This is a genomic window from Leifsonia sp. HAY1-4F (assembly GCF_056755275.1).
Genome location: NZ_JBNDHX010000017.1, coordinates 38,513 through 50,383 on the forward strand (window position 1 = coordinate 38,513; position 11,871 = coordinate 50,383).

14 protein-coding genes are annotated in these 11,871 nt (G+C 70.3%); 11 read left to right on the plus strand and 3 right to left on the minus strand.

The genetic code is table 11. The features are described 5' to 3' along the window. Positions 1–121: 121 nt before the first annotated feature. The 3 genes from ACPYOG_RS05750 to ACPYOG_RS05760 are packed head-to-tail and all read left to right on the plus strand — an operon-like array spanning position 122 to position 1,991. A complete protein-coding gene (locus ACPYOG_RS05750) occupies positions 122–1,003 on the plus strand; it encodes a hypothetical protein (protein ID WP_481293291.1) in 882 nt (293 codons plus the stop codon). Further along, positions 1,000–1,416: a phage holin family protein gene (locus ACPYOG_RS05755; protein WP_481293292.1), complete on the plus strand. Its 417-nt coding sequence runs from the start codon at positions 1,000–1,002 to the stop codon at positions 1,414–1,416. The genes ACPYOG_RS05750 and ACPYOG_RS05755 overlap by 4 nt, the downstream gene beginning before the upstream one ends. After that, positions 1,413–1,991, plus strand: coding sequence for a DUF3618 domain-containing protein (locus tag ACPYOG_RS05760; RefSeq protein ID WP_481293293.1), 579 nt, complete (start codon positions 1,413–1,415; stop codon positions 1,989–1,991). Before ACPYOG_RS05755 ends, ACPYOG_RS05760 begins: the two co-directional genes overlap by 4 nt. Positions 1,992–2,100: 109 nt before the next feature. Here the strand turns inward: ACPYOG_RS05760 and ACPYOG_RS05765 are convergent, their stop codons facing one another. After that, complete coding sequence (locus ACPYOG_RS05765) at positions 2,101–3,420, minus strand: GGDEF domain-containing protein (RefSeq protein ID WP_481293294.1); 1,320 nt, start codon at positions 3,418–3,420, stop codon at positions 2,101–2,103. A 161-nt stretch (positions 3,421–3,581) separates the two neighbouring features. Between ACPYOG_RS05765 and ACPYOG_RS05770 the strand changes: the two genes are divergently transcribed. The 5 genes from ACPYOG_RS05770 (at position 3,582) to ACPYOG_RS05790 (ending at position 8,178) form a co-directional block, all read left to right on the plus strand. After that, the gene (locus tag ACPYOG_RS05770; protein WP_481293295.1) at positions 3,582–4,961 is read left to right on the plus strand and encodes a ferredoxin reductase family protein; all 1,380 of its coding nucleotides are present in this window, start codon (positions 3,582–3,584) and stop codon (positions 4,959–4,961) included. Beyond that, on the plus strand, positions 4,958–5,473 hold the full coding sequence (locus ACPYOG_RS05775; RefSeq protein WP_481293296.1) for an FMN-binding protein: 516 nt from the start codon (positions 4,958–4,960) through the stop codon (positions 5,471–5,473). The genes ACPYOG_RS05770 and ACPYOG_RS05775 overlap by 4 nt, the downstream gene beginning before the upstream one ends. Continuing rightward, a complete protein-coding gene (locus ACPYOG_RS05780) occupies positions 5,470–6,222 on the plus strand; it encodes an FAD:protein FMN transferase (protein ID WP_481293297.1) in 753 nt (250 codons plus the stop codon). The genes ACPYOG_RS05775 and ACPYOG_RS05780 overlap by 4 nt, the downstream gene beginning before the upstream one ends. 62 nt (positions 6,223–6,284) lie before the next feature. Further along, positions 6,285–6,953, plus strand: a complete 669-nt coding sequence (locus ACPYOG_RS05785; RefSeq protein ID WP_481293298.1) for a response regulator transcription factor — start codon at positions 6,285–6,287, stop codon at positions 6,951–6,953. 13 nt (positions 6,954–6,966) lie between these two features. Next, complete coding sequence (locus ACPYOG_RS05790; RefSeq protein ID WP_481293299.1) at positions 6,967–8,178, plus strand: sensor histidine kinase; 1,212 nt, start codon at positions 6,967–6,969, stop codon at positions 8,176–8,178. A 304-nt stretch (positions 8,179–8,482) separates the two neighbouring features. Here the strand turns inward: ACPYOG_RS05790 and ACPYOG_RS05795 are convergent, their stop codons facing one another. Both ACPYOG_RS05795 and ACPYOG_RS05800 read right to left on the minus strand, forming a co-directional pair. After that, complete coding sequence (locus ACPYOG_RS05795; protein ID WP_481293300.1) at positions 8,483–8,989, minus strand: hypothetical protein; 507 nt, start codon at positions 8,987–8,989, stop codon at positions 8,483–8,485. Beyond that, positions 8,986–9,594, minus strand: a complete 609-nt coding sequence (locus tag ACPYOG_RS05800; protein WP_481293301.1) for an RNA polymerase sigma factor — start codon at positions 9,592–9,594, stop codon at positions 8,986–8,988. The genes ACPYOG_RS05795 and ACPYOG_RS05800 overlap by 4 nt, the downstream gene beginning before the upstream one ends. Positions 9,595–9,716: 122 nt before the next feature. Between ACPYOG_RS05800 and ACPYOG_RS05805 the strand changes: the two genes are divergently transcribed. The 3 genes from ACPYOG_RS05805 to ACPYOG_RS05815 form a co-directional block, all read left to right on the plus strand. Continuing rightward, a complete protein-coding gene (locus ACPYOG_RS05805; RefSeq protein ID WP_481293302.1) occupies positions 9,717–10,304 on the plus strand; it encodes a hypothetical protein in 588 nt (195 codons plus the stop codon). Between the two features lie 60 nt (positions 10,305–10,364). Continuing rightward, complete coding sequence (locus tag ACPYOG_RS05810) at positions 10,365–11,291, plus strand: Ppx/GppA phosphatase family protein (protein WP_481293303.1); 927 nt, start codon at positions 10,365–10,367, stop codon at positions 11,289–11,291. A gap of 148 nt (positions 11,292–11,439) precedes the next feature. Next, on the plus strand, positions 11,440–11,871 hold a 432-nt coding region (locus tag ACPYOG_RS05815), incomplete at its 3' end, for a type IV toxin-antitoxin system AbiEi family antitoxin domain-containing protein (protein WP_481293304.1).

Consider the following 11,871-nt stretch of genomic DNA (forward strand, 5'->3'; position numbering starts at 1 on the left):
GGACAGAGCTGTCCGTACTCCCGGGACGCAGGCCCGTCAATCGCTGGACCCGCCTCTCTGCGGTGTCTTCAGTGGACGGCACATCGCAACCGGACACATCCATCGAAAGGAAACGTCAGTCATGACCATGTCAGACGACCCGTCCGCCGAAACGCCGATCTTCGACAGCAGGCGCGACGCTCTCGACCCGGAGGCGGGACTGCCCGAAACCGTGCTGCCAGGGGGCAGCGGCGGGCAGCCGAACGGGGGCTACAGCGGGGGCACGAGCGGGGACTACAGCGGGGGGACCAGCGGGGACTACAGCGGGGGCACGAGCGGTGGTGAGTCCAGCGGCGTCCGCGAAGAGGCGGGGCGCGTCGCGGATTCGGCCGCCGAGGCGGGCAAGGACGTCGCCGCCACCGCCGCGGAGCAGGCCAGGAACGTCGCGGGCGAGGCGAAGTATCAGGCCAGAGACCTGTACCGCCAGACCCAGCAGGAGCTGCGCGAGCAGGCTGCGCAGCAGCAGGAGCGGGTCGCCAGCGGTCTCCGCTCGGTGGGCGACGAGCTCCAGCAGATGGCCGCAGCATCCGAGACCGACGGAGTGGCGAGCGACCTCGTCCGGCAGGCGGCGCAGCGCACGCATGCGGTCGCCGGCTGGCTCGATGCGCGCGATCCCGGCTCGCTGATCGACGAAGTGAAGTCGTATGCCCGGCGCAACCCGGGCACGTTCATCGCGGCCGCGGCCATCGCCGGCGCACTGGCCGGCCGCCTCACGCGGGCACTGGCCAGCGGAGGCGACGGAACGGGCGACAGGACCGGGCGCACGACGGTCGGCACCACTCCCGCCACCGGCATCACCGCCGCCGGCACGACCGGCACGACGCCGATCGGCGGCGCCACCGCAGGAACACCGACGATCGGCGGCACGACCACGGGCGCGGCCGGCGCCGGCACCCTCTACGGAGAACCCGGCGACGAACTCCCCGACCTTCCGGGGGCGGGCTACACCGGGGGCCGGGCATGACCGACCAGCCGACCCCGGCGGAGGAGCGCGCGGCGAACACCTCGCTCGGCGAGCTGCTCGGAGAGGTCAGCCGTGACCTCTCCACCCTGATCCGCCAGGAGATGGAACTCGCCAAGGCCGAGATCCGGCAGACCGCCACCCGCGCTGGAAAAGGCGCCGGGCTTCTCGGCGGCGCGGGCTACGCGGCCCTCATGGCGGTGTTCTTCCTGTCCATCGCCCTCTGGTGGGCGCTCGGCTACCTGGTGGGCAACGCCTGGTCGGCGGTGATCGTCGCCATCATCTGGGCGATCGTCGCGCTGATCCTGTACCTGGTCGGGCGCAGGCAGCTGGAGACCGTGAAGGGCGTCCCACAGACCGTCGCGACGGTCAAGGAAATCCCAGAAACTCTGAAACCGAACGGAGAGAACCGATGACCGATGACCCCGACGCCATCCGCGCCGACATCGAGGCCACCCGCCGCAACCTGAGCGGCGACGTGGACGCACTGGCCGACAAGGTCACGCCCAGCAAGATCGCCCAGCGCCAGACCCGCCGGGTGAAGGGCGCCTTCCATTCCCTCAGCGAGAAGATCATGGGCTCGGCCGAGGACGTGGCGAGCTCCGCGGGAGGAGCGGTGTCCGACGCAGGCGACACCATCGCGGACGCCGGCCGCACCGTGGTGAACAAGGCGCAGGGCAACCCGCTCGCCGTCGGCCTCATCGCCTTCGGCGTCGGAGCGCTGATCGCCTCCCTGATCCCGCCGAGCGAGAAGGAGCAGGAGCTCGCATCCGCCGCCAAGGACGCCGCGCAGCCGTTGCTGCAGGAGGCTGCCGAGGTGGGCAAGCAGATGGCGAGCGACCTGAAGGAGCCGGCACAGGACGCCATGCAGTCCGTGAAGGAGGCCGCGCAGGAAGGGGTGGCCACCGTGCAGGAGGAGGCCACGGCCCGCGCGGGCGATGTCGCCGACGACGCGCGCGAATCCGGGCAGCGCCTGCAGTCCGGCCAGTAGCGCATCGACTCGACGCGGCGGAGGGACGAGCCCGACGGCCCCCGCCGCGTCGCTTCGCGTCCAGCCGCCAGTGCCGCAGACTCCGGGGAGTAGCCGCGGTGCCGACGCGTCAGACCAGCGGCGCCCCGACCACACGGTTGCCGCCGGCGTTCTTCGCCGAGTACATCGCGTGGTCGGCCTCGCGGATCAGCCGGTCGGGGTTCCAGTCCGGGTCCGCGGTGCGTGCGACGGACATCCCGATGCTGGCGCTGATCGGGAAGCCCTGCGGGAGGTCGGAGAACGGCTGCTCGATGGAACGCCGGATGCGATCCGCCACCTCCTCCGCGGAGACGGCGTCCGGCACTTCGCAGACCACGACGAACTCGTCGCCGCCGTAGCGGGCGACCAGGTCCTCCTGCCGGACCGCCGCCTGCAGCCGCAGGCCGACCTCGCGCAGCAGCAGGTCACCCGTGTGGTGGCCGAGGTGGTCGTTGACCCGCTTGAAGCCGTCCAGGTCGATGAACAGGGTGGCGACGAGCGTCGAGGCCGAGCTCTGGTACTCCAGCAGTTCCGTCTCCAGCCGGCGCCGGTTGGGCAGTCCGGTCGTCTCGTCGTGCATCGCCGCGTGCTCCAGCTGTCGCTGCAGCCGCAGGGTGGTGATCGCCTGTGCCGCCTGGCCGGCGAGCGCGTCCGCCAGCGGCGCCGCCTCCGAGTCGAACTGACGCGGGTGGAGGAAGAACGCCACGAAGACCCCGAAGAGCAGATCGTCGTGCTGGATGGGCGACACGAGGACCGCGTCGACTCCCGCATCCCGCATCGCCTGCCCGAGCACCCGCGCTATGGCGTCCGCGGCTGCGACGCCACTGATCGTCACCACGCGCCGAGGAGCGGCGGCCTGAGTGAGGAGCGAGTCCGTCTGCTCTGTGGAGCGCAGGGGGTTGCTGCCCGACGCCTGCGTGAACCCGCCGGTCTCGTCGAGGAGGTAGACCGCGGACTGCTCGGCTTGATACGCCTTCGCGACGGTGGTCGCCAGGATGTCCACCAGCGCCTGCTCATCGGTGGCGGCGGAGAAGGCGATCGACGAGTCGATGATCAACTCGAGACGGTTCCGCGTGCGCTGCTGGAGCGTCTGGGAGCGGACCAGGGCCTCTTCGCGGTCGGCGCGCTCGGTGGCATCCACCAGCGCGAGCACTTCGCCGCCGTCGATCCGGCGGCGGCCGACGACCACGGCGCGCGATGTCCCGTCGACGTTCGCCAGGCGAACCAGGCCGTCGGAGGTGCCGACGAGAGCGGAGATCCGGTTTCGGAGCGAGGTGAAGGCGCGGCCCGCGAGCTCCTCCATCGAGAGTCCCGTCCACGAGACGAAGAGGGCGTTGGCATCGCGGATGCGGCCCTCGTCGTCCAGCTCGACGAGTGCGCAGGGCAGGTCATCCGCTGCGAAAGGCCGCACCGCACTCTCCTTCGGATGGCTGGGCCGCGTGGCGGCGGGTCGATACATCAAGAATTTACCGCACCGGCGAACGGAAGAGCCTGCCCGATCCATACGGTACCTTCAGCCGGCGCACAGGCCACGTAAGAATCCATCAAGAATGCGAATGCATCGTTATCACTATGGATCCCACCCTGAGCGTTCCGGCACCGGCCGTCCGGCCGCGGATCCGGCCCCGCCCGACGCCGTCGCGCGCCGGGTCGCGCGCAGTGCGAGCGGCTCTCGTGCTGGGAACCCTCGTCGTGCTCGGGATGTGGTGGTTCAGCGTGCCCGCGGGATTCGCGGCCACACCGGCCGATGCCCTGACCTCGCTCGGCGAGCTCAGCGGGATGGTCGGCGCGTTCCTGGTCTGCGCGCAGGTGCTCCTCATCGCCCGGGTCCCCTGGTTCGAGGACGCGGTCGGGCTCGACAAGCTGGTCTCCTGGCACCGCTCGCTCGGCGCCTCCGTGGTCTTCCTCATCGTCGCGCACGTGCTGTTCCTGGTGATCGGCGGCGAGCTGGCGGACCGCAATCCTCCGTGGACCGAGTTCGTGTCGATCCTCCAGGACTATCCGGACATGCTCACCGCCCTCGTCGGGACCATCGCGTTCCTGGTCGTGGGGCTGAGCAGCGCGCGTCTTCTCCGCACGAAGCTGTCGTACGAGATCTGGTACTGGCTGCACGTGACGACCTACGTGGCGATCTTCCTGACGTTCTCGCACCAGCTCAGCGGCGGCGCGCATTTCGTCTCCCACCCTCTCAACCGGGTGATCTGGATCGCCCTCTACCTGGCGACGGCCTCAGCCGTGCTGACCTGGCGCTTCATCCTGCCGACCCTCGACGCCTGGCGGAGGAGGATGCGGGTCGTCACCGTGGTCCCGGAGGGCGAGGGCGTGAACAGCGTGTGGCTGACCGGGCCGCACGTCGACGAGCTCGGCGTGCGCGGGGGCAACTTCCTCCTCTTCCGCTTCCTGAGCTGGGGCCATCTGGCTACCGCGCATCCGTACTCCGTGTCCGCCGTCCCGGCGGACGGCTACCTCCGGATCACCGTCGGTGCCCTCGGAGACCACTCCAGCCGCCTGCCCGCTGTGAAGCCCGGGTCGCTGGTCTTCGTCGAAGGCCCGTTCGGCCGGTTCACGGCCGACCGGGCGAGCCGCGCACGCATCCTGCTCATCGCGGGAGGGGCGGGCATCGGCCCGATCCGCGCCCTGACGGAGGAGCTCGTCCGCCGTGGCGCGAGCCCGGTCGTCCTGTACCGCGCGCGGTCGGCACAGCGCCTGGCGCTGCTGGGCGAGCTGCAGTCGCTTCCGGGCGTGACCGTCATCCCGCTCGTGGGCCGGCGCTCGGAGCTCGGCTACGACCCCCTCGACCCGGAGGCGCTGCGCCGCCTCATCCCTGACCTCCACGACTGGGAGGCGTTCATCTGCGGCCCGGAGGGCATGGGCGAGACGGCCGAGACGTCGCTCCGGGCCCTGCGGATGCCGAAGCGATTCATCCACCGAGAAGAACTGAGCATGTCATGAACAGCAGATCCTGGCGCGGAACCATCCTCTTCACCGTGATCCTCGTCACGATGGGCGCGACGGTCGGCCTCAAGCTGTACGGGATCGGCGAGCAGGTCACCGCATCGGACACCTCGGTGCACGCGGCCACCTCCGCGGCGACGGCAGGGACGTCGGGCGCAACGAGCACGCCCACGCCGTCCGCCTCGGCATCGCTGTCCCCCTCCGCCACCGCGACGCCCGCGCCCGGACAGGCCGCCGCGACGAAGACCGTGACCGGCTCGGCCATCGACACCCAGTACGGCGCGGTCCAGGTGAAACTCACCTTCACGGGCAACACGATCACGGCCGTCGACACGGTCCAGGCTCCGGACGGCAACGGCCGCGACCAGGAGATCAACCAGCAGGCTCTCCCGATCCTCCAGCAGGAGGTGCTCTCCTCGCAGTCCGCGAACATCGACACAGTGTCCGGCGCGACCTACACCTCGGAGGGCTACATCCAGTCGGTGCAGTCGGCGATCGACAGACGATGAGGTTCCTCGAGACGGTCATGGGCATCCCCATGTCGATCGACATCCGCGACGACGTGGATGCGGCCCCGGCCGCCGAGCGTGCCTTCCGGGTTGTGCGCGAGGCCGACGAGCGCTTCAGCGCCTACCGTCCTGACAGCGAGGTGAGCCGGGCGAATGCAGCGGGCGCGGCCGGCTTCGAGCACAGCACGGACTTCCGCGAGGTCGTCGCCATCGGGGAGGCGGCGAGCGCGGCGTCCGGAGGCGCCTTCCGGATCCGGCGCCCCGACGGCACGTGGGACCTCGATGGCGTCGTGAAGGGATGGGCTGCCGCCCGGGCCGCACAGGAGCTCGCCGTTGCGGGTCTCCGCGACTACTGCCTGAACGCCGGCGGTGACGTCATCGTGGCGGGGACGCCGGGAGAGGGCAGGCCGTGGAGCGTCGGCATCCGTTCGCCGCACACGCCCGACGAGATGCTGGCCGTGCTCGCCGTGACCGATGCGGGCGTCGCCACCTCCGGGGCTTACGAACGCGGATCCCACATCGTCGACGGGCGCGACGGCTCTGTCGCGCGCTCACTGCTCAGCGTGACCGTCGTGGCCGACGACCTGACCACCGCAGACGTTCTCGCGACCGCGGTGTTCGCCCTGGGTCCGAGCGGAATCCCGTGGGCGATCGGCGCGGGCGCACGCGGGGTGCTGGCCGTCGACGCCGACGATCACATCCTCGAAGCCGGCTGGCTCCCCTTCGCACAGCCGGCGAGCGTGGAATGACGGCCATCGCTCCGGCGGCGGACGGCCCCGGCCACCGGGAGGGCCAGCCCTATACTGCGCAGGTGACCGAGAACCAGCGCGTGCTGATCGCCGAGGACGACAGTCGCCTCGCGAGCATGCTCGACGCCCTGCTGGGATCGGAGGGGTTCGACGTCGAGGTCGCCCGCGACGGCCAGCGCGCACTCCACCTCGGCCTCACCTCGCCGTTCGATGTCCTGGTGCTCGACCGGGGACTTCCCGCCGTCGACGGCCTCGATGTCCTGCGCCGGCTGCGGGAGAACGGGATCACCACGCCCATCCTGGTGCTCTCGGCCCTCGGAACCGCGCCCGACCGCGTCGACGGCCTCAACGCCGGCGCAGAGGACTACCTGGCCAAGCCGTTCGACATCGACGAGCTCGTCGCCCGGGTGCGCGCACTGACGCGCCGCGCCTCCTCGACGGTCCCGACCGTCCGCTTCCCCGGTGGACGCCTCGACACCGACAGCAGGACCGTGACACTGACCGACGGCAGCAGAACCGTCCTCTCGGAGCGCGAGTCGGCCCTGCTGGAGTGTCTCGCCCGCCGCCCGGCCCAGGTCTTCTCGCGGGCGCTGCTCCTCGAGGACGTGTTCGCAGACGCCGATGACCCCGGCGTCGTCGACACCTACGTCCACCATCTCCGCCGGAAGTTCGGCCGGACGCTGATCGAGACCGTCCGCGGCGTCGGCTACCGGATGGGCTCGCTCTCGTGACGGGAGGCCGATCGTGATCGGCTCCGACGAGCGGGAGCTGCACACCGCATCCCTCCGGCTGGCCGCCCAGTTCGCGCTCATCATCGTGGGCCTGTTCGTGGCTCTCGGGGTCGTCGTCTTCAGCGTCGTCTCGGCGGGACAGGTCGAGGCGGCCCAGCGGGCGCTGTCCGACGCCTCCATGGTCGACTCCGTGCACGACGCCCCGCGCGACCTTCTGGTCACCGTCGTGAGCCCGGAGGGGCGGGACAGTTCGCCGAATCTGCCCGAGGGGCTCCCGGATGAGGCCGCGCTGCAGCACGTCCTCCAGCGCGGCGGCTCGCAATCCGGCATCGTCGAGGCCGGCGGCCAGCGCTACCTGACCGAGACGGATGTCCGCCGCGGCAAGGTCGTGCAGGTCTCCTACGGCTTGGGCGAGCAGCAGGAGGAGTTGAGTCGGCTGCTGGTGGCCCTCGTCGTCTCCGGCTTCATCGCCACACTGGCCGCGGCGGGGATCGGGTTGGTGGTGGCGCGCCGCTCGCTCCGCCCGATGGCGGAGGCGCTGGCCCTGCAGCGGCGATTCGTCGCCGACGCCGGACACGAGCTCCGGACACCGCTGACCCTGCTGAGCACGCGCGCCCAGCTGCTGCGCCGACATGTCGCCCGGGAGTCGTCGACCGAGGACGACGAGCTCCTGTCCGGGTTGGACGAGATCGTCGACGACAGCCGGGCGCTCACCGAGATCGTGCAGGACCTGCTCACCGCCGCCGACCCGCGCCAGACGGCCGAGAGCGAGGGCGTCGACCTCGGCGAACTCGCCACCGCCGTCGTGCGCTCGGCCGAGGGCAGCATTCAGGAGCGCGGCGTCCGGGTCGAGGTCACGGCCGAGCCGGGCGCCATGGTCACCGGTGCCCCGGTCTCGCTCCGGAGGATGATCGTCGCGCTGCTCGACAACGCTCTCGACCACGCCCTCACGCACGTGCAGGTGACCGTGGCCTCCACCGGGGACGCCGTCACGCTCTCGGTCGAGGACGACGGACCCGGCTTCTCCGCCGGAGTCGAGAGTCGCGCGTTCGAGCGCTTCGCCACCTCACGGGATGCGCAGCCCAGCACGGAGCGCGGCCGCCACTACGGGCTGGGCCTGGCCCTCGTCGCGGAGGTGGTGACCCGCCACCACGGCACCGTGGACGCATCCAATCGCCCGGCCGGAGGCGCCGTGGTCACGGTGCGGATCCCCCGCCGCAGCTGAGCAGGCGCGCAGGACGCGCGCTGGACGCGTCAGCAGCATTGATCGAGCGAGTCGTCAGTGCCCGCGGTCGAGCACCTGCTGGATCAGGATGGTCATGTCCACGGGCTCCGTGGGCGGCAGCTCCAAGGCGGCCGGATCGATTGCGGTCATGCCGTCTCCTTCCTTTCTTCCGGTGCGCCACACTGGGTGCATCCGGTCCGGTCTTCATCTATCGGGTCGGTAGGTGCCCGCCGCCGCCATCCCCCGGCGTCCGATGCGGCGGGCACCGTCCCTTATCCCGCACGTGGTGGACTACCCCTGTTCATCACTCGTGCGGGATGGTGAGGCCCAGTCGCGAGCACAGCTCGCTGAGGGCCTGGTCGGAGGGGAACACCGCGAGCCGCCCGTCGGGCAGCTGACAGGTCTCCAGGTGGGGGACGGGGTACTCGGCCGTGCTCGAGGACCCCTCCGGGGAGAAGGTGCCGATCCGCCAAGTGGCGGCGCAGACGTCCTCGGCGTTGCGGATGCGCTCGCTGAGGGGCGTCGGGGTCTTCTCGCCGAGGTCGGCGGTCACCGGCACTGAGCTCCCGTGGCGCGACCCCAGGTCGGCGGCCGCGTAGCAGTCGGTCTCGTAGTTGATCCGGCCCTGCGACGCCAGGGCGATCGCGATCGCGGCGCCCGTGGTGCCCGCGACGATGGCGCCGGCGACACCGATGGCGATCAGCCGGTGCTTCCGGGTCCGGCGGCGGTCGTCGGCGGCGACGACATCGAGCAGTCGCTCCTTGATCTGGTCGAAGCGCTCGTCGGTGGGGAGGAGGTTGTGGTTGGTCATGGCGTCCCCCTGAGGGTGCGGAGTTCATTCCGGAGCCGCGCGCGGAGGCGCGAGAGCCGGTTCCGCACGGCCCCCTCGCTCAGCCCGACCTGCGCCGCAGCCTCCTCGTAGCTCCGGTCACCGCGGATGCACAGTTCGAACACGGTGCGGTCCGGCTCCGGGAGGGTCGCCACCACGTCTTCCACATAGGCGAGGAGCTGGCCGCGTTCGGCGAGCTCCTCCGGCCCCGGACGGGAGTCGGCGAGCGATCCGTCCACAGGACTGTCGCTGCGGCGCTTCTCCACCACCTGGAGGGAGCGCCGCCGGTTGGCGATCAGGTTGCGGCTGGTGACCAGGAGCCACGGCAGGGCGGAAGCGCCGGCGATCGAGATCGTCGCCCGCTTCCGCCAGAGCGTGACGAACACGTCCTGGCTGATCTCTTCGATATCCTCCCGGGACGAAAGCCTCGCGGCGGTGTAGGCGTAGACGACGCGGCTGTACCGGTCGTAGAGCGCCGCCAAGGCGGCCTTGCTGCCGTCGGCGAGTTGACGCAGCAGGTCGAGGTCCGCCGGGACGGACCTCTCCCCCTCGTCGGCCGCGGGATGCGGCTCCGCCAACTCGCTCATACTCAGGTAATGTCTCCCCCCGTCGAATCCTCTCAACGAAGTTTCGATTTCCTGTTCCGAAGCGCTTCGTGGTGCAGAATGGGCGTGCTCGGCAGGGGGCCGGGCTTCAGGGGGAGCGACCAATGGGATTCTCGAAAGCTGTTCGTGCGCGCGTTGTGATGGGGACGGTCGGCATGGCCACCCTGCTCGCCGCCCTGCTGTCCGGGCCGGGAGCCGCGATGGCGGCACCGACGGACGGAGTGCTGGATCCACGGGCGGCCGGCGCCGTCGACTCCTGCTCGTACGACCTCGGCACCGCCACCCTCGTCTGCGTCCACCCGGGTGAGGATCTGAACCGCGCCGTGCTCGACCGAGCCCATCTCCGGGTGGTCGCGCCCCTCGACGCGCGAGGGGCGGTCGTCGATACAGTGACACCCGCCGGCGTGCAGACCACCTTCGTTCAGAGCCAGTTGTACGACGACGTCGGCTACGGCGGCGCATTCTTCCAGATCACCAACTCGAGTTCCTGCAACGGCAGCACGGTCTGGTACTTCGGACCGCTGGGTAACGTCGGCTGGTCCGGCCGGGTCAGCTCGTTCAAGAGCTTCTCGGGGTGCAGCACCAAGCTCTGGCAGGGCACCAACTACTCGGGCGCTTCATACGGGTACGCCGTCGACGCCTCCAGCCTCGGCTCGATGAACGACCAGGCGAACTCGGTCACGCTGCGGTAGCGCGGAGGCGGCCGGAGGCGGCCGGAGGCGGCCGGAGCCCTCCGCCGCCAGTAGTCTCTGATGGTGCGCCTCGGAGTCCTCGATGTCGGTTCGAACACCATTCACCTGCTCATCGTGGATGCGCACCCCGGCGCACGCCCCATCCCCGCCGCCACGCACAAGTCGGTCCTCCGGCTCATGCGGTACATCACGACGAGTGGCGCGATCAGCGACGACGGATGCGACGCCATCCTCGACGCCATCTCGTCCGCGATGCGGGTGGCCGAGGAGGAGGGGATCGAGGAGCTGCTGCCCTTCGCCACGTCCGCCATTCGCGAGGCGACCAACGGCCCGGCCCTGCTCACGCGGATCCGGGAGCAGACCGGTGTCGACCTGCAGGTCCTGTCCGGCGCCGACGAGGCCCGGCTGACGTTCCTTGCGGTGCGCCGGTGGCTCGGATGGTCGTCCGGCCGCATCCTGCTCTTCGACATCGGAGGCGGCTCGCTCGAACTCGCGACCGGCACGGACGAGTACCCCGACACCGCGGTCTCCGTCCCGCTCGGTGCCGGCCGCAGCACCATCAGCTTCCTGCACGAGGACCCTCCGCGCGACGAGCAGGTGGATGCCCTGCGCGACCACGCGCGCGGGCTGCTGCAGACCGCCGTGTCCGGCTTCGACCGGACCGGCGACGAGCACGTGATCGGCACCTCCAAGACGATACGCTCGCTGGCCCGTCTCGCCGGCTCGTCCACCACGCGCCCGGGCGGGGCGGACCGGCTGACCCTCACCCGCTCGGGACTGGCGGACTGGGTGCCGCGGCTCGGCAAGATGCCCGCGGACGCCCGCACGGCCCTGCCCGGCATCACCCCCGACCGCACCTTCCAGATCGTCGCCGGCGGGGTCGTGCTCCGGGAGACGATGCGCGCGTTCGGCGTGGAGGAGCTCGAAGTGTGCCCATGGGCCCTGCGCGAGGGCATCATCCTGCGCTACCTCGACCACCTGGGCTAGGGGTTCTTCTCCGCCCACGTCCTCGGCGAGCCGACATCTGCATCTAAATGCTTACAGATCGCATTATCTGTATACAGTTAGATGCAGACGTCGAGGTTGGCCCGCCGCACCTAAATGCTTACAGATACCCTTATCTGTAAGCAGTCAGATGCAGGAGGAGCTCGTGAAGTCAAAAATCGACATCATCGACGCCGACACCTTCAGCTTCCAAGAAGCGAGGGCGGCCGGCCTCCAGACCAGAGACCTTCAGGACCTCGTCGGCGGAAAGAACCTCATACGCATCGGTCGCGGCGTCTACAGGAAGGCGAACGCGGGGGTCGCTGATCTCAATCTCATCGAAATCGCGACTCGCGCCCCTCGATCCACGATCTGCTTGACTACCGCGTTGGCCCGATACGACTTGGTCGACGCCATCCCGTCCGCGCTTGAGATCGCGCTACCGCGCGGATCGCGATCTCCGAAGACGACAGCTCCGGTCCGCTGGCACTCGTTCGACCGGAGCACTTTCGACCTCGAACGTCAGGCGGAGATGATCGAGGGCACCCACCTCACCATCGGTATGTACAGCCCCGAGCGGTGC

What these genes read in the sequence shown, in the direction of transcription:
- ACPYOG_RS05750 (WP_481293291.1), top strand. Translation starts at nt 122, where the DNA reads ATGACCATGTCAGACGACCCGTCCGCCGAAACGCCGATCTTCGACAGC.
- ACPYOG_RS05755 (WP_481293292.1), top strand. Translation starts at nt 1,000, where the DNA reads ATGACCGACCAGCCGACCCCGGCGGAGGAGCGCGCGGCGAACACCTCG.
- ACPYOG_RS05760 (WP_481293293.1), top strand. Translation starts at nt 1,413, where the DNA reads ATGACCGATGACCCCGACGCCATCCGCGCCGACATCGAGGCCACCCGC.
- ACPYOG_RS05770 (WP_481293295.1), top strand. Translation starts at nt 3,582, where the DNA reads ATGGATCCCACCCTGAGCGTTCCGGCACCGGCCGTCCGGCCGCGGATC.
- ACPYOG_RS05775 (WP_481293296.1), top strand. Translation starts at nt 4,958, where the DNA reads ATGAACAGCAGATCCTGGCGCGGAACCATCCTCTTCACCGTGATCCTC.
- ACPYOG_RS05780 (WP_481293297.1), top strand. Translation starts at nt 5,470, where the DNA reads ATGAGGTTCCTCGAGACGGTCATGGGCATCCCCATGTCGATCGACATC.
- ACPYOG_RS05795 (WP_481293300.1), bottom strand. Translation starts at nt 8,989, where the DNA reads ATGACCAACCACAACCTCCTCCCCACCGACGAGCGCTTCGACCAGATC.
- ACPYOG_RS05800 (WP_481293301.1), bottom strand. Translation starts at nt 9,594, where the DNA reads ATGAGCGAGTTGGCGGAGCCGCATCCCGCGGCCGACGAGGGGGAGAGG.
- ACPYOG_RS05805 (WP_481293302.1), top strand. Translation starts at nt 9,717, where the DNA reads ATGGGATTCTCGAAAGCTGTTCGTGCGCGCGTTGTGATGGGGACGGTC.
- ACPYOG_RS05810 (WP_481293303.1), top strand. Translation starts at nt 10,365, where the DNA reads ATGGTGCGCCTCGGAGTCCTCGATGTCGGTTCGAACACCATTCACCTG.